The sequence below is a fragment of the Pseudomonas sp. IT-P2 genome, assembly GCF_949767575.1.
In the GTDB taxonomy this organism is placed as follows: Bacteria; Pseudomonadota; Gammaproteobacteria; order Pseudomonadales; family Pseudomonadaceae; genus Aquipseudomonas; species Aquipseudomonas pharyngis.
This window is the reverse complement of record NZ_CATKQA010000022.1, coordinates 427,677-443,346: the sequence shown is the minus strand read 5'-3', so window position 1 is coordinate 443,346 and position 15,670 is coordinate 427,677. Positions and strand designations below refer to the sequence as shown.

Here is a 15,670-nt window from a genome sequence, read left to right as displayed (position 1 = left end):
TTTCCATAAGCCCCGGCGGGGCTGACGGGCGCAATGATACACCGCCTGACGGTTTTAAACGTTAAAAAATCGTGGCTGAAACAAGCGCTTGCGAGACAAAGCTAAGCACTGTCCTGATCCTTCACACTGCGACGACTCATTCTGAAAAGAAAACACACCGGCGCTGAAAAAACTGCCAGCTACGCTTGAGAAGGATCGTCATGGAGGACGCCGAATGCCATCGAAAACATCCCGATTCATGCTGACCGCCCTGCTCTGCCTGCCCACCATCGGGAGCGCAACGACACTTCATCGCTGCGAAGCTTCCGATGGCAGCGTCACGTTCACCACATTGAGCTGCGCGAACGATGAGCACCTTTCATTGCAGGAAGTTCACCCCTACTCCCCTGGCTCGACAGTCACCCTGATACCCGAAGCCCGGCATGAAGAAATATCCGGTATGAATATCAGAAAACGAGAAATGGCCGTCGTCGGGCGCACCCAGGACAAATGCGGAGATCTGATCGACGCACGACAGAAGCGCGAGGCGATCATTAATCAAAGAATCATCGCCGGCATGAGCCAACAGGATGTTGAAAGCGCTTTGGGCAAACCCGACAAGGTGAGCATCCGCAATTCGGCAACGAGTTATCGTTACGACCTCAAGCGAGGACGCAGTGCTCAAATCGATTTTGATGAAAAAGGATGCGTGACAGGAAAAGCCAAATCCAGGACAGCAAAAAGCCCGCGTTAAACGCGGGCTTTTCGGTATATGGTGCACTCGACAGGATTCGAACCTGTGACCGCTCGGTTCGTAGCCGAGTACTCTATCCAGCTGAGCTACGAGTGCAATTTGTGTTTTTAGACCAGACCACAACTGGCTGTAACCAAGTTATCTGCATTGCTGCAATTAACTCTTAAATGGTGCACTCGACAGGATTCGAACCTGTGACCGCTCGGTTCGTAGCCGAGTACTCTATCCAGCTGAGCTACGAGTGCATTTTGTGTTTTTAGACCAGATCACAACTGGTTGAAGCCGAGTCATTTACATCGCTGTAATTGACTCTTAAATGGTGCACTCGACAGGATTCGAACCTGTGACCGCTCGGTTCGTAGCCGAGTACTCTATCCAGCTGAGCTACGAGTGCATTTGTTGCGCCGCATTATAGCCCGTCTAATCTCTATTCCAACCACTTTTTCTAATAAATTCAACAACTTACAGAAAAAGCCAGATTACAACGTACTAAGCAAATAATGGCGGAGAACGGGGGATTCGAACCCCCGACACCCTTTTGAGGTGTACTCCCTTAGCAGGGGAGCGCCTTCGGCCACTCGGCCAGCTCTCCGCAACACGGGGCGTATATTAACCACCTTCTTCCCCGTTTGCAAACATAAAAATCGATAAAAATTAATGGCTTGGTTCTTCGTCCTTCTCTTTCTTTATACGCAGATAGATTTCTTCACGGTGCACGGCCACCTCTTTCGGGGCATTGACGCCGATACGCACTTGATTTCCTTTGACGCCGAGCACGGTCACGGTGATTTCGCCATCACCGATAATCAGGCTTTCTGCGCACCGACGAGTCAGAATCAGCATACCTTTCTCCTCACGCGAATCATTTCAGGGACAACAGTCTGCAAAAAAAAGGCACCCGACCTACAACCGGAGCGATCGTAGCCCTACATGCCTGAGTATTGACCAGCGCGAGCAAAAGAACAGTTCGGGGGCTCGCGCCATTCAAAAAATAAAGGGCGCGGTCAGACCGCGCCCTTCAGACAACGCATCACTCGCCCTGACGGGCCGGAGCGTCGAGCTCGAAAGCCGTGTGCAGGGCGCGCACGGCCAGTTCCAAGTACTTCTCTTCGATCACCACGGAAACCTTGATTTCCGAGGTCGAGATCATCTGGATGTTGATACTTTCCTTTGCCAGGGATTCAAACATGCGGCTGGCCACGCCTGCGTGGGAACGCATGCCGACGCCGACGATCGAGACTTTGGCAATCTTGGTGTCACCCACCACTTCACGGGCACCGATCTCGCGAGCGGTGTTTTCCAGCACGGTTTGCGCGGACTGGTAGTCGTTGCGGTGCACGGTGAAGGTGAAGTCGGTGGTGTTATCGTGCGCGACGTTCTGCACGATCATGTCGACTTCGATGTTCGCGGCACTGATCGGGCCGAGAATCTTGAACGCCACGCCCGGGGTGTCTGGCACGCCACGGATGGTCAGCTTGGCTTCATCGCGGTTGAAAGCGATGCCGGAAATGATCGGCTGTTCCATGGTTTCCTCTTCATCAATAGTAATGAGGGTGCCCGGACCCTCCTTGAAGCTGTGCAGTACGCGCAGCGGAACGTTGTACTTGCCGGCGAATTCCACCGCGCGGATCTGCAACACCTTGGAACCGAGGCTGGCCATTTCCAGCATCTCTTCGAAGGTGATCTTGTCCAGACGCTGAGCAACCGATACCACGCGCGGGTCAGTGGTGTAGACACCATCGACGTCGGTGTAGATCTGGCACTCATCAGCCTTCAGCGCAGCGGCCAGCGCCACGCCGGTGGTGTCGGAACCGCCACGACCCAGGGTCGTGATGTTGCCGTGCTCGTCGACGCCCTGGAAACCGGCGACCACCACCACGCGACCTGCTTTCAGGTCACCGCGAATCTTCTGGTCATCGATCTGCAAGATACGCGCTTTATTGTGCGCGCTGTCCGTCAGGATCCGCACCTGGTTGCCGGTGTACGACACCGCCGGCACACCGCGCTTGATCAGCGCCATGGCCAACAGGGCGATCGTCACCTGCTCACCGGTGGAAACGATCACGTCCAGTTCACGCGGAACCGGTTGATCTTCGCCACTGATTTGCTTGGCCAGATCGATCAGACGGTTGGTCTCGCCGCTCATTGCAGACAGCACAACCACCAGGTCATCGCCGGCATCGCGGAATTTCTTAACCTTGTCGGCGACCTGCTCGATTCTCTCGACAGTGCCGACCGAGGTGCCTCCAAATTTCTGTACGATCAAAGCCATTTCAAAGCCGCCTCTGCCCATGAAGGGCGCCCAATAATCACTCGAACAGCCGCCGGGCCCGCCACTAGACTGCGGGCCCGACGGGCCGTCTTATAAACCCTGCTCGACGAATGGAACGGTCAGCGCCAGTGCGCCATCCAGTGCGCCGGCGTCGACACCGCCGCCCTGCGCCATGTCCGGACGACCACCGCCCTTCCCGCCCACTGCCGCAGCAGCCTGTTTCATCAAATCACCGGCTTTGAGTTGGCCAGTCAGGTCCTTGGTTACACCTGCAACCAGTACGACCTTTTCCTCATGGACACTGCCGAGCAGGATCACTGCGCGGCCGAGTTTGTTTTTCAGCTGATCGACCAGCGCCAGCAGCGCCTTGCCGTCCTGACCATCCAGACGCACGGCCAGCACTTTCACGCCCTTGACGTCCACAGCCGAAGCCGACAGATCGTCGCCGGCAGCGGCGGCCGCTTTGGCCTGCAACTGCTCGAGCTGCTTTTCAAGCGCACGGTTGCGCTCCAGCACCGCCGACAGCTTGTCGATCAGGTTGTCGCGGCTGCCCTTGACCAGGCTGGCCGCTTCCTTGAGTTGTTCTTCAGCAGCGTTCAAGTAAGCCAGCGCCGCAGCGCCAGTGACCGCTTCGATACGACGCACGCCCGATGCCACACCGCCTTCGCTGATGATTTTCAGCAGGCCGATGTCGCCGGTACGGTTGGCGTGGATACCGCCGCACAGCTCGACGGAGAAATCACCGCCCATGCTCAGCACGCGCACGTTGTCGCCGTACTTCTCGCCGAACAGTGCCATCGCGCCTTTCTGCTTGGCGGTTTCGATGTCGGTTTCTTCGGTTTCAACGGCGGAGTTCTTGCGGATCTCGGCGTTGACGATGTCTTCCAGCGCCTTGATCTGCTCAGGCTTGATCGCTTCGAAGTGACTGAAGTCGAAACGCAGGCGCTGACTGTCGACCAGCGAGCCCTTCTGTTGAACGTGGTCGCCCAGCACTTTGCGCAGCGCAGCGTGCAGCAAGTGAGTGGCCGAGTGGTTCAACGAAGTGGCGTGACGCACGTCGGCCTCGACGTGGGTTTCCACCGGTGCGCCAACGATCAGGCTGCCCGACGCCAGTACACCGTGGTGCAGGAACGCGCCGCCGGTCTTGGTGGTGTCGCGCACGTCGAAACGGCTGTTGCCGGCCTGCAGGTAACCGCAATCGCCGACCTGGCCGCCGGATTCGGCGTAGAACGGCGTTTGGTTCAGCACCACAACGCCTTCCTGCCCTTCACTCAAGACGTCCACGGACTGGCCATCTTTATAGAGAGCAACGACTTTCGCCGAACCGCTGGTGGCGTGATAACCGGTGAACTCGGTGTCGACGTCAACCTTGACCAGGCTGTTGTAGTCCAGACCGAACGAGCTGGCGGAACGTGCACGGACGCGCTGGGCTTCCATTTCACGCTCGAAGCCGGCTTCGTCGATGGTCAGGCTGCGCTCGCGGGCGATGTCTGCGGTCAGGTCCATCGGGAAACCGTAGGTGTCGTAGAGTTTGAACACCACGTCGCCCGGCACCACGTCGCCTTTGAGCTCGGCCAGATCCTGCTCGAGGATTTTCAGGCCCTGCTCCAGGGTCTTGGCGAATTGCTCTTCTTCGGCTTTCAGTACGCGTTCGATGTGCGCCTGCTGGGATTTCAGTTCCGGGAACGCTTCGCCCATCTCGGCCACGAGAGCGGCAACGATCTGGTAGAAGAAGCTGCCCTTGGCGCCCAGCTTGTTACCGTGACGGCAGGCGCGACGGATGATCCGGCGCAGCACATAACCGCGACCTTCGTTGGACGGCAGTACGCCGTCGGCAATCAGGAAGCCGCAGGAACGGATGTGGTCCGCCACGACTTTCAGGGACGCCTGGTTGTCGTTGCTGCAGCCGATGGCCTTGGCCGATGCGGCCAGCAGGCTCTGGAACAGGTCGATTTCATAGTTCGAGTGAACGTGCTGCAACACGGCACTGATCCGCTCAAGACCCATGCCGGTGTCCACCGACGGGGCTGGCAGCGGGTGCAACACGCCGTCGGCGGTGCGGTTGAACTGCATGAACACGTTGTTCCAGATTTCGATGTAACGGTCGCCGTCTTCTTCCGGCGAGCCCGGCGGGCCACCCCAGATGTCGGCGCCGTGATCGTAGAAAATCTCGGTGCAAGGACCGCACGGGCCGGTATCGCCCATGGTCCAGAAGTTGTCGGAGGCGTAAGGCGCGCCCTTGTTGTCGCCGATGCGCACCATGCGCTCGGCCGGCACACCGACTTCCTTGGTCCAGATGTCGTAGGCCTCGTCATCGCTGGCGTAGACGGTGACCCACAGTTTTTCCTTCGGCAGGTTCAGCCACTTCTCGGAGGTCAGGAAGTTCCAGGCGTAGGTGATGGCATCACGCTTGAAGTAGTCGCCGAAGCTGAAGTTACCCAGCATTTCGAAGAAGGTGTGGTGACGGGCGGTGTAACCGACGTTTTCCAGGTCATTGTGCTTGCCGCCGGCGCGCACGCATTTCTGGCTGGAGACGGCGCGGGTGTACGCGCGCTTTTCCTGGCCCAGGAAGCAGTCCTTGAACTGGTTCATCCCCGCGTTGGTGAACAGCAGGGTGGGGTCGTTGCCCGGAATCAAAGAGCTGGAGGCTACACGGGTGTGGCCTTGCTCTTCGAAGAAGCGAAGGAAGGCTTCACGGATTTCTGCGCTTTTCATTAGGTTCTTCCACGGAGGCTGCGGCCAAAGGCCTGTACGAAACGTCAACAGACGAAACGACGGCAAAGGGCCGCATTATATCGGCCCTGCGCGCGGGGTACAGCGTGTTTATACGATAGAAACGGTCAATTGGGCCGCTAACGCTGTCACTTGCGCGAAAACTCGACGAATGTCGCGATCACTTGCTCGATTTGCGAGCGATTGACGTCCATGTGCGTGACCATCCGCAGACGGGCGGCAGCGCTCAATTTGATCCCGCGCTCGGCGGCAAAGGCCTTGATCGCCTCGGCGCGGTCGCCCATCTGCACGTAAACCATGTTGGTCTGCACCGGCTCGACACTGAAACCGGCCTCGCGCAGGCCTTCGGCCAGCAACTGCGCGTTGGCATGGTCGTCGGCCAGACGCTCCACATTGTGATCCAGCGCATACAGCCCCGCCGCCGCCAGCAGTCCGGCCTGACGCATGCCGCCACCGACCATTTTGCGCAGGCGCCGGGCCTTTGCAATCAACGCCGACGAACCGCACAGCACTGAACCGACCGGCGCGCCGAGGCCTTTGGACAGGCACACCGAGACCGAATCGAAATACTGGGTGATTTCCCGGGCATCGACTCCGAGCTTGACCGCCGCGTTATACAGCCGCGCGCCGTCCAGATGCAGTTGCAGGCCATTGTCCTGAGTGAACTGACGGGCCCTGGCCAGATATTCCAGCGGCAGCACTTTGCCCTGCATGGTGTTTTCCAGCGCCAGCAGGCGGGTGCGGGCGAAGTGGAAGTCATCAGGCTTGATCGCCGCTGCCGCCTGATCCAGGTCCAGCGAGCCATCGGCCTGCACTTCCAGCGGCTGCGGCTGGATCGAACCGAGCACCGCTGCGCCGCCGCCTTCGTACTTATAGGTGTGCGCCTGTTGACCGACGATGTATTCGTCACCGCGCTCGCAGTGCGCCATCAAGCCCAGCAGATTGCTCATGGTGCCGGTCGGGACGAACAGCGCGGCGGCGAAACCCAGTCGTTTTGCCAGTTCCGCTTCCAGACGATTGACCGTCGGATCTTCGCCATACACGTCATCGCCGGTGTCGGCGCGGGTCATCGCGTCGAGCATGGCGGGGGTCGGTTGAGTGACGGTGTCGCTGCGAAGATCGATAACGCTCATGAACCTGGCCTCAAGTCAGCAGGGAAAATCCCTTTTCGAAGACGAATTACTGCGGGCATGGCGCGGATTAATCAACCCTTGCGCAAGGAAAAGTCGTTTTCACGCTTCGAATAATCAGATGGCAATCATCACAAAGGCGCAATGCACGGCCTGGCAATCTGTGTTAAAAACGCTGCGCCGCCCGATAAAGGGCGGCGAAACGTTCTCAGGGCGGGGTGCAATTCCCCACCGGCGGTAATTGCGCGCAATGCGCATAGCCCGCGAGCGCTTGGTGACGGGCACGGCAAAAGCCGTGAGCGGCGGCAAGGTCAGCAGACCCGGTGTGATTCCGGGGCCGACGGTCACAGTCCGGATGAAGAGAGAACGGGATTGACGCCAAAGGGCCGTCCGCCGTGTATGCGCGAGCGTGCGTACCCTTGAATCCCTTTCGATTCATAACGCCCTGTTTTTCACACAAACAGGAGTCAGAACATGCAACCCACCGCTATCGACAGCAAAAGCAAACACCCTCACGGCGAGCGCGTCGCGTTCATCCAGGCCTGCTGGCACAAGGAAATTGTCGACCAGAGCCGTAAAGGCTTCCTCGCCGAAATGATCGCTCAGGGCTATCAGGAATCGGACATCGATTTCTTTGAAGTCGGCGGCGCCTTTGAAATGCCCCTGCACGCCAAGCTGCTGGCCAAGACCGGTCGTTATGCCGGTATCGTCGCGGCGGCCCTGGTGGTGGACGGCGGGATCTACCGTCACGAGTTCGTCGCCCAGTCGGTGGTCAGCGGCCTGATGCAGGTGCAGCTGGAAACCGAAGTGCCGGTGTTCTCGGTGTCGCTGACCCCGCACCACTTCCATGCCGGCGAAGAGCACCAGAAGTTCTTCTTCGAGCATTTCGTGCACAAGGGTCAGGAAGCGGCGAAGACCTGCGCCGATACGCTGCAGAAGGTGCGAGCGTTGCGCCGCACCGAGCCGCGTGCTGTAGCGGTCTGACCCCACAATGATCGTTCCCACGTCGAAGCGTCGAACCGTCTGCGTGGGAACGCCTCAATGGACGCTCTGCGTCCCGGGCTGCATTCCCACGCGCAGCGTGGGAACGATCATCAGGCAAGATTTTCGTCAGTGGTCGGCACGATCAGAATGCCCGCTCGCAGGCCGTTCTTGACCTTGGGATTGGGGAAGATGATCCGTGCGCCCTGCTCTTCGATGATCCAGCGGGTATTGGCCAGATCTTCGGCCAGCACATAACCCACATCCAGTTCCGAAAAGTTTTCGATGTCCGCCGGCAGGTTCAGCCGGAACGCATCGCTGTGCTTGATGATTTCCCGGGCCACGCTGAACAGTTGCAGACCGTCCAGGCCCTGCTCGGCCATCTCCGGTTCGGTGCCTTCGATGATCTGCTTCAGGCGGGTTTCCAGCAGCGACACATTGACCCCGGCGTTCTGCCCGAATGGCCGCGCCTTGCCCAGTTCCAGGGTGAAGGACTCGGCCCCGAGCTTGTCGTAGGTGTAGGAACTGAACACGATCGACGGTTTGTTCTGCAGCAGCACCGCTTCCATGCCGGCGGCGCGCAGGCGTGCCAGTTCGAGGCGGGAATGCTGGCGACCTTCCTTCCACGGATACAAAGCGAACTGCTCGATCTTCGAACCTCGAATCGCGGTGTGCAGGTCGTAGTGCAGGCGCTGACGATCAGGAAGGCTGAAGAAACTTGCCGCCAGCCGTTCCAGCTCGCAGGCACGCAGGGCTTCGGAACCGCTGCTTTGTTCGTGACGGCCATTGAACAGCCGATTGACGTCCTGCTCGACGAAACGCTCGCCCTTGCGAATCGCTTCCGGGTTGCCGAACAGGAACAGAATACGTGCGCGCGGCTTCAGATCGCCGCGAGCGATGTCATGCAGCAGCCGGTCGAGCAGTTCGATCGGTGCCGTTTCATTGCCGTGGATGCCTGCCGACAGCAGCAGGTCCAGGCCATTGTCGCGCGCTTCGGGTGGCCGGACTTCCAGCGCCCCCTCGCTCAACCAGCGCATGCGCACGCCTTCGACAGTCAGTTGAGTCTTCTCCGCCGGTTCGCGGCCGGCGAGGGTCAGTTCAAGCAGTTTGCCGAGGGCGAGCATAGAGCGTTTCCTTAGTGGTCGTGATTGCAATCCGGGCCGTGCACGTGGCCGTCATCGTCACCGAGGTCAGCCGGTTCCATCTCCAGTTGCAGACTTACCAGATTAGTCGCCAATGGGCGCAACAGCAGGTTGGCGTACTCTTCGTCGCCCTCTTCGACGTCCACGCCGATCAACAGTTGGCCGCGGCCGTCCTGCTGGATCCACAGCTCTTTGCCTTGCCACATGACCGCGACGCGGGTGCAGGAAGTTTGCAGTTGCGTGCCGTCAGTGTCTTCAAGGATCAGCTGCAGGGAATCGCTCATGTTTTACGCTCTCTTGGGGAGATGGAACCGTTCGCCGCGACGAGGCGGCGTATCGGTCATCAATTGATCTGGAATGGATAAACCGCGCCCAGTTTAAGGATTTGCGTCAGTTCATCCAGTGCCGTCCGGCATTCAAGCAGCAATTGCGGATCCGCCAGATCAGTTTCGGTCAGGCGATCGCGGTAGTGCTTTTCAACCCATGCGGTCAACGAACCGTACAACGGGGCGGTCATGATAACCCCCGGGTTGACGGCCGCCAGCTCGGTTTCGTTGAGCGCGACGCGCAGACGCAGGCACGCCGGGCCACCGCCGTTCTGCATGCTTTGCTTGAGGTCGAAGACTTTCACTTCACGGATCAGGCCGCCGGAGCTGGTCAGGCCTTGCAGGTAATTCCATACGCGCTCGTTGCCACGGCACTCTTCCGGCACGATCAGCAGCATCGAACCGTCAGGGCGCGACAGCAACTGACTGTTGAACAGGTAGGAACGCACCGCGTCATCCACGGTGACCGCCGAACGCGGCACGCAGACCGACTGGAACTTGCCGCCGACCTTGGCCAGTTTGGCTTGCAGTTCGGCCAGCATCTGATCGGTGTCGAGGAACGCGTCCTCGTGATAGAACAGCACCTCGCCGTTGCCCACCGCGATCACGTCGTTGTGGAACACGCCCTGATCGATCACCGCCGGGTTCTGCTGCGCGTAGACCACGCCGTCGTCACGCAGGCCGTGCAAACGAGCGACTGCTTGCGACGCTTCGAGGGTCTGGCGCGCCGGATACTTTTGCGGTGCCGGATAGCGGGTGTCGAACGCACTGCGACCGAACACGAAGAACTCAACGCCAGCCTCGCCGTACTCACGGCAGAACCGCGTGTGGTTCGCTGCGCCTTCGTCGCCGAACTGCGCCACCGCCGGCAATGCGGCGTGGTGTGCGAAGTGCTGCTGGTTGGCGAACATCGCGCCCAGCACACGACTGGTGGTCGGGTGCTCGATGCTGCGGTGGTATTTGCAGTTCAGGTTGGCGGCGGTGAAATGCACGCGACCGTCAGCGGTATCGGCACTCGGGCTGACCGTGGCGGCGTTGGCCACCCACATGCTCGACGCCGAGCAACTGGCGACCAGCAGCGGCATCGCTTCTTTGGCGGCGCGCTCGATCACCTGAGCGTCGGTGCCGCTGAAACCCAGGCGGCGCAGAGCAGCCACATCCGGGCGCTCCTGCGGTGCGAGCACGCCCTGCTGAAAGCCCATTTCCATCAGCGCTTTCATTTTCGCCAGACCTTGCAGCGCCGCTTCCTTCGGGTTCGAGGATTGCTGGCTGTTGCTCTGGGACGCAACGTTGCCGTAGGACAGACCACCGTAGTTATGGGTCGGCCCCACTAGACCGTCAAAATTGACTTCATAGGATTTCATCAGCGAGGCTCCACGAGAATCTGTTTTTATAGGCATCAAATAACAATCGAGTGCAATCGAGGCGCGACGCGCCTCACACCATCTTCACGCCAAGCGTCAGGGCCGCCGGCATCACCAGGCTCGGGGTTTCCAGCGAGGCCACCGGGTACGCGCAGTAATCCGCCGCGTAGTAGGCGCTGGCGCGATGGTTGCCCGAAGCGCCGACACCGCCGAACGGTGCGCTGCTCGCGGCACCCGTCAGTTGCTTGTTCCAGTTGACGATCCCGGCACGGCTTTCCAGCCAGAACTGCTGGTAGCGCTGTTCGGAATCCGACAGCAAGCCAGCGGCCAGGCCAAACGCGGTGTTGTTGGCTTCGGCAATCGCGGCTTCGAAATCGGTGTAGCGAATCACTTGCAGCAGCGGACCGAACAGTTCTTCGTCGGAACGATCGGCAACCGCCGTCACATCCACGATGCCCGGGGTCAGCAGCGCCGACTGCGCCTGCGGCTGAGTCATCGCCAGCAACGACACCGCACCATTGGCCAGCAGATGCGCCTGGGCATCCATCAAGGCTTTTGCCGCGCCAAGGGAAACCACCGAGCCCATGAACGGCGCCGGCTGCTGGTCGAACGCGCCGACCTCGATGGTCGAGCTGACTTCCACCAGACGCTTGAGCAGGCTGTCGCCCCACGCGCCTTCCGGCACCAGCAGACGCCGGGCGCAAGTGCAACGCTGGCCGGCGGAAATGAATGCCGACTGAATGATCGTGTACACCGCTGCGTCGAGGTCGGCGACCTGATCGACCACCAGCGGATTGTTGCCGCCCATTTCCAGCGCGAGGATCTTGTCCGGACGACCTGCGAACTGCTGGTGCAGGTGATTGCCGGTACGGCTCGAACCGGTAAAGAACAGACCGTCGATGCCCGGGTTCGCTGCCAGAGCGATCCCGGTTTCGCGGGCGCCTTGCAGCAGGTTCAGGACACCGGCCGGCAGACCGGCTTCGATCCAGCACTTGACCGTCAGCTCGGCGACTTTCGGGGTCAGTTCGCTTGGCTTGAACAGCACGCTGTTACCGGCCAGCAGCGCCGGCACGATGTGGCCGTTCGGCAAATGGCCAGGGAAGTTGTAAGGGCCGAACACCGCGACCACGCCGTGGGGCTTGTGGCGCAATACGGCGGTGGCGTCGCCCAACGGGCCGCTCTTCTCGCCGGTACGTTCGCGGTAGCTCTGCACCGAGATCGCGATCTTGTTGACCATGCTGGTGACTTCGGTCGCGGCTTCCCACAGCGGCTTGCCGGTTTCCTCACCGATGGTGCGGGCCAGTTCGTCAGCGTGATTTTTCAGTGCAGCGGCGAACGCTTCGAGCACGCTGATGCGATCTTCCAGGGTACGACGGGCCCAGCTTGGGAATGCCTGACGCGCAGCCTGCACGGCCGACTCGACCTGAGCGGCGGTGGCGCCCTCCCCCGACCACAGCACTTGCTGGGTTACCGGGTTCAGCGATTGAAAGGCCTCGCCCTGACCGGCCAGCCACTCACCTGCGATGTATAGCGAATTCATTATTTCGACTCCCGGGCAGCGGACAACGCCACGGCGCGTACCTGATCGCCAGCGTTGAGTTGAAGACGTTTGGCGGTCAGCGGATCGACCACCAGGGTGCCGGCGGCCAGACGGGCCGGCGCAGCCGTGATGCGGCAATCTTCGCGTTTGCGGTTATGGATGATGAACGGCGTGGCGTCGTCGCCCGGCGTGCCGATGGCCAGCACCAGCGCCTCGCTGTCACGCACCGCGCGGATCTTGCTGGTCTCGCACTCGATGGCCGGGCCGGCGTCGAAGATGTCGACGTAACCCTGATAGCTGAAGCCTTCGCTCTTGAGCATTGCCAGCGCAGGCTCAGTATCCGGGTGCACCTGGCCGATGACGTTGCGCGCGTCCGGCGACAAGAAGCAGGTGTACAGCGGGAATTTCGGCATCAGTTCGGCGATGAACGCCTTGTTGCCGACGCCGGTCAGGTAATCGGCCTGACTGAATTCCATCTTGAAGAAGTGACGACCCAGGCTTTCCCAGAACGGCGAGCGGCCGGCGTCATCCGACACGCCGCGCATCTCGGCGATGATCTTGTTGCCGAACAGTTGCGGGAATTCGGCGATGAACAGCATCCGCGCCTTGGACAGCATGCGACCGTTGAGGCCGGTGCGGTAGTCAGCGTGCAGGAACAGCGAGCACAGCTCGGAGTTGCCGGTCAGGTCGTTGGCCAGGAACAGCGTCGGGATCTCGCGATAGATGTTCAGTTCCTGCGAGGCGCTGACGGTCAGGCCGACACGGAAGTTGTACCAAGGCTCGCGCAGACCGACGGCGCCGGCGATGGCGGAAATCCCCACCACGCGACCGTTGTCGTCTTCGAGCACGAACAGGTAGTCCGCGTCGCCACGGCCGGCTTCACCGCGAAAGGTCTTCTCGGCCCAGCCGACCCGGTGGGTCAGGCGCTCTTCGTTGGCCGGCAAGGTGGTCAGGCCGGTGCCGGTGCTGCGGGCCAGGTCGATCAGAGCGGACAAATCGCTGCTGCGTACGGGACGAACAATCATGCTATCTCCTCAAACGGGCCGCCGTGGCCACCCGTGAAACTCGCTAAGGCGTTAAACCGCCACCAGGCGCACGCTGGCACCTTCACCGACGCCCAGGGCTTCGGCCGCTTCCAGATCCAGAGTCACCGGTTTGCCCGGCGCGTAATCCAGCTCAAGCAATACCGCGCGGTAATCCTGCAACTGGGCGTTGGCCACCAGATACTGGCGCCCGGCACCTTTGACCGGCTCGCCGAGTTTCACCGGCACCACGCGGCTCTGGGCGATCGAACGGATCCCCGAGACACGCGCATGCAGAGTCGGGCCACCGTCGAAGATGTCAATGTAGTGATCGGTCTCGAAGCCTTCGCGCATCAGGATGTCGAAGGTGATCTGCGCACGCGGGTGCACCTGGCCCATCGCCTCCTGAGCGGAGTCCGGCAGCAGCGGCACGTAGATCGGGTAATGCGGCATCAGCTCGGCGAGGAACGTGCGGCTTTTCAGGCCACACAGGCGCTCGGCCTCGGCGTAGTTCAGGTCGAAGAAGTTGCGACCGATGGCATCCCAGAATGGCGAGTCGCCGTTCTCGTCGCTGTAACCGACGATCTCGGTCACCACCGAATCGGCGAACCGCTCAGGGTGGCTGGCGACGAACAGCAGACGGCCACGGGAGTTGAGCTCGGCCCAAGGCGAACCCACCAGCTCGCGCTGCACGTAGAAACTGGTCAGCAAGCTGTTACCGGTCAGGTCGTGGCACTGCGAAAGCACGTGGATCTTGTTGTGGATCTTCAGCTCGCGGGAAGCATGCACGAAGGTCTCGTTGCGAAAGCTGTAGAACGGCTCGGAATAACCGGCCGAAGCAACGATTGCCGAGCAGCCCACCAGTTTGCCGGTGGCAGTGTCTTCGAGGACGAAGAAGTAACTCTCTTCGCCGTTGAAGCTCACTTCGGCGGCAAACGAGGCTTCGCTCGCAGCGATCTTGTCGCTCAGGCGTTCAACGTCATCCGGCAAGGAAGTGACACCAATCGGGCTGTCCGCAGCCAGACGCTGTACCTCGCCCAGATCAGCCATTTGCGCGGGGCGCATCACCAGCATGGTGTCACTCCTTTCTCTACTTCAGGTCGGCGAAAGCGCCGACTCGGGAAAAAAATGCCGGGCAGGCCCGGCACAGGAAAATGTTCCCGGCGCCTGTCGATCACGACGGGCGCCGGGCGGTCTTGCATGAATCAGGCTTGGGTCAGTTTCGCCGCAGCACGTTCGAAGCGATCCAGACCGGCGTCGATGTCCGCGTCTTCAACCACCAGGCTCGGGGCGAAACGGATCACGTCAGGGCCGGCCTGCAGAATCATCAGGCCTTCTTGTTCAGCGGCGTTGAAGATGTCCTTGGCCTTACCTTTCCAGGCATCGCTCAGTACGCAACCGATCAGCAGACCGAGACCGCGCACCTGGGTGAACAGACCGTACTTCTCGCCGATCTGTTGCAGGCGGGTCTTGAACTTGTCGTGCTTGGCGTTGACGCCGTTCAGCACCTCAGGGGTGTTGATCACGTCGATCACCGCTTCAGCCACGGCGCACGCCAGTGGGTTGCCGCCGTAAGTGGTGCCGTGAGTGCCGACGACCAGATGCTTGGCCAGCGCTTCGGTGGTCAGCATCGCGGCGATCGGGAAACCGCCGCCCAGGCTCTTGGCGCTGGTCAGGATGTCCGGAACCACACCGAAATGTTGGTAGGCGAACAGGTTGCCGGTGCGGCCCATGCCGGTCTGCACTTCGTCGAACACCAGCAGCGCGTTGTTCGCGTCGCACAGTTCACGGGCGCCTTGCAGGTAAGCCAGCTCGGCCGGCAGCACGCCGCCCTCGCCCTGGATCGGCTCCAGAACGACCGCGCAGGTCTTGTCCGAAACAGCGGCTTTCAGCGCCGCCAGATCGTTGTACGGCACGTGGGTGATGCCGGTGATTTTCGGGCCGAAACCGTCGGAGTACTTCGACTGGCCACCGACGTTCACGGTGAACAGGGTGCGGCCGTGGAAGCTGTTGAGCGCGGCGATGATTTCGTATTTTTCGGTGCCGAAACGGTCGAACGCGACGCGACGGGCCAGCTTGAAGGCCGCCTCGTTGGCTTCGGCGCCGGAGTTGCAGAAGAACACGCGCTCGGCAAAGGTGGCGTCGATCAGCTTGTGCGCCAGGCGCAGGGCCGGCTCGTTGGTGAACACGTTGGACACGTGCCACAGCTTGTTCGCTTGCTCGGTCAAGGCACCGACCAGCGCCGGATGCGCGTGACCCAATACGTTGACGGCGATACCGCCGGCGAAGTCGATCAGCTCGCGGCCGGCCTGATCCCAGACGCGGGAACCGGCGCCACGCACCGGAATGAAAGCGGCAGGCGCGTAGTTGGGAACCATAACCTGGTCGAAATCGGCGCGTTGTACCGCAGCGTGCTCAACGGACATC

General features: G+C 60.8%; 13 protein-coding genes, 4 tRNA genes and 1 riboswitch. Of the genes, 2 read left to right on the top strand and 15 right to left on the bottom strand.

Translation table 11 applies throughout. The features are described 5' to 3' along the window. Positions 1–214 precede the first annotated feature (214 nt). Positions 215–733 (top strand): SmpA/OmlA family hypothetical protein, encoded by a 519-nt coding sequence (locus tag ACM6JM_RS14650; RefSeq protein ID WP_039772082.1) that lies wholly within the window; start codon positions 215–217, stop codon positions 731–733. Between the two features lie 19 nt (positions 734–752). On the opposite strand, the gene ACM6JM_RS14645 is transcribed toward ACM6JM_RS14650, so the two are convergent. From ACM6JM_RS14645 to ltaE, 8 genes are all read right to left on the bottom strand, one after another. Beyond that, positions 753–829, bottom strand: a tRNA-Arg gene (locus ACM6JM_RS14645). Between the two features lie 72 nt (positions 830–901). Beyond that, a tRNA-Arg gene (locus tag ACM6JM_RS14640) sits at positions 902–978 on the bottom strand. Between the two features lie 72 nt (positions 979–1,050). Then, a tRNA-Arg gene (locus ACM6JM_RS14635) sits at positions 1,051–1,127 on the bottom strand. A gap of 107 nt (positions 1,128–1,234) precedes the next feature. Continuing rightward, positions 1,235–1,325: transfer RNA gene (locus ACM6JM_RS14630), tRNA-Ser, on the bottom strand. Positions 1,326–1,387: 62 nt separating this feature from the next. Next, positions 1,388–1,576 (bottom strand): carbon storage regulator CsrA, encoded by a 189-nt coding sequence (csrA, locus tag ACM6JM_RS14625; protein WP_002554426.1) that lies wholly within the window; start codon positions 1,574–1,576, stop codon positions 1,388–1,390. 187 nt (positions 1,577–1,763) lie between these two features. Then, positions 1,764–3,005: an aspartate kinase gene (locus tag ACM6JM_RS14620; RefSeq protein ID WP_007951048.1), complete on the bottom strand. Its 1,242-nt coding sequence runs from the start codon at positions 3,003–3,005 to the stop codon at positions 1,764–1,766. Between the two features lie 90 nt (positions 3,006–3,095). Further along, a complete protein-coding gene (alaS, locus tag ACM6JM_RS14615; protein ID WP_039772080.1) occupies positions 3,096–5,720 on the bottom strand; it encodes an alanine--tRNA ligase in 2,625 nt (874 codons plus the stop codon). Between the two features lie 146 nt (positions 5,721–5,866). Beyond that, a complete protein-coding gene (gene ltaE / locus ACM6JM_RS14610; RefSeq protein ID WP_039772078.1) occupies positions 5,867–6,871 on the bottom strand; it encodes a low-specificity L-threonine aldolase in 1,005 nt (334 codons plus the stop codon). A 197-nt stretch (positions 6,872–7,068) separates the two neighbouring features. Continuing rightward, a riboswitch (FMN riboswitch) is annotated at positions 7,069–7,240 on the top strand. Between the two features lie 102 nt (positions 7,241–7,342). Between ltaE and ACM6JM_RS14605 the strand changes: the two genes are divergently transcribed. After that, positions 7,343–7,852, top strand: a complete 510-nt coding sequence (locus tag ACM6JM_RS14605; protein WP_039772077.1) for a 6,7-dimethyl-8-ribityllumazine synthase — start codon at positions 7,343–7,345, stop codon at positions 7,850–7,852. Between the two features lie 110 nt (positions 7,853–7,962). Here the strand turns inward: ACM6JM_RS14605 and astE are convergent, their stop codons facing one another. The 7 genes from astE to ACM6JM_RS14570 form a co-directional block, all read right to left on the bottom strand. After that, positions 7,963–8,973 carry a succinylglutamate desuccinylase gene (gene astE / locus ACM6JM_RS14600; protein WP_007951052.1) on the bottom strand — a complete coding sequence of 337 codons (1,011 nt, stop codon included), beginning with the start codon at positions 8,971–8,973 and terminating at the stop codon, positions 7,963–7,965. Between the two features lie 11 nt (positions 8,974–8,984). Continuing rightward, on the bottom strand, positions 8,985–9,275 hold the full coding sequence (locus ACM6JM_RS14595) for a hypothetical protein (protein WP_011335531.1): 291 nt from the start codon (positions 9,273–9,275) through the stop codon (positions 8,985–8,987). Between the two features lie 59 nt (positions 9,276–9,334). Then, a complete protein-coding gene (gene astB / locus ACM6JM_RS14590; RefSeq protein ID WP_103386065.1) occupies positions 9,335–10,681 on the bottom strand; it encodes an N-succinylarginine dihydrolase in 1,347 nt (448 codons plus the stop codon). A 73-nt stretch (positions 10,682–10,754) separates the two neighbouring features. Then, the gene (astD, locus tag ACM6JM_RS14585; protein ID WP_414882200.1) at positions 10,755–12,224 is read right to left on the bottom strand and encodes a succinylglutamate-semialdehyde dehydrogenase; all 1,470 of its coding nucleotides are present in this window, start codon (positions 12,222–12,224) and stop codon (positions 10,755–10,757) included. Next, positions 12,221–13,246 carry an arginine N-succinyltransferase gene (gene astA, locus ACM6JM_RS14580; RefSeq protein WP_064598805.1) on the bottom strand — a complete coding sequence of 342 codons (1,026 nt, stop codon included), beginning with the start codon at positions 13,244–13,246 and terminating at the stop codon, positions 12,221–12,223. Before astA ends, astD begins: the two co-directional genes overlap by 4 nt. 51 nt (positions 13,247–13,297) lie before the next feature. Further along, the gene (aruF, locus tag ACM6JM_RS14575; protein WP_064598807.1) at positions 13,298–14,317 is read right to left on the bottom strand and encodes an arginine/ornithine succinyltransferase subunit alpha; all 1,020 of its coding nucleotides are present in this window, start codon (positions 14,315–14,317) and stop codon (positions 13,298–13,300) included. A gap of 131 nt (positions 14,318–14,448) precedes the next feature. Continuing rightward, on the bottom strand, positions 14,449–15,669 hold the full coding sequence (locus tag ACM6JM_RS14570; RefSeq protein WP_064598809.1) for an aspartate aminotransferase family protein: 1,221 nt from the start codon (positions 15,667–15,669) through the stop codon (positions 14,449–14,451). Between the last annotated feature and the right edge of the window lies 1 nt (position 15,670).

Bases quoted from the DNA above. Each gene is read 5' to 3' on its own strand.
- ACM6JM_RS14570 (WP_064598809.1), bottom strand. From the start codon at position 15,669: ATGTCCGTTGAGCACGCTGCGGTACAACGCGCCGATTTCGACCAGGTT.
- aruF (WP_064598807.1), bottom strand. From the start codon at position 14,317: ATGCTGGTGATGCGCCCCGCGCAAATGGCTGATCTGGGCGAGGTACAG.
- ACM6JM_RS14605 (WP_039772077.1), top strand. From the start codon at position 7,343: ATGCAACCCACCGCTATCGACAGCAAAAGCAAACACCCTCACGGCGAG.
- alaS (WP_039772080.1), bottom strand. From the start codon at position 5,720: ATGAAAAGCGCAGAAATCCGTGAAGCCTTCCTTCGCTTCTTCGAAGAG.
- ACM6JM_RS14620 (WP_007951048.1), bottom strand. From the start codon at position 3,005: ATGGCTTTGATCGTACAGAAATTTGGAGGCACCTCGGTCGGCACTGTC.
- ACM6JM_RS14650 (WP_039772082.1), top strand. From the start codon at position 215: ATGCCATCGAAAACATCCCGATTCATGCTGACCGCCCTGCTCTGCCTG.
- ACM6JM_RS14595 (WP_011335531.1), bottom strand. From the start codon at position 9,275: ATGAGCGATTCCCTGCAGCTGATCCTTGAAGACACTGACGGCACGCAA.
- csrA (WP_002554426.1), bottom strand. From the start codon at position 1,576: ATGCTGATTCTGACTCGTCGGTGCGCAGAAAGCCTGATTATCGGTGAT.
- astB (WP_103386065.1), bottom strand. From the start codon at position 10,681: ATGAAATCCTATGAAGTCAATTTTGACGGTCTAGTGGGGCCGACCCAT.
- astE (WP_007951052.1), bottom strand. From the start codon at position 8,973: ATGCTCGCCCTCGGCAAACTGCTTGAACTGACCCTCGCCGGCCGCGAA.
- astA (WP_064598805.1), bottom strand. From the start codon at position 13,246: ATGATTGTTCGTCCCGTACGCAGCAGCGATTTGTCCGCTCTGATCGAC.
- ltaE (WP_039772078.1), bottom strand. From the start codon at position 6,871: ATGAGCGTTATCGATCTTCGCAGCGACACCGTCACTCAACCGACCCCC.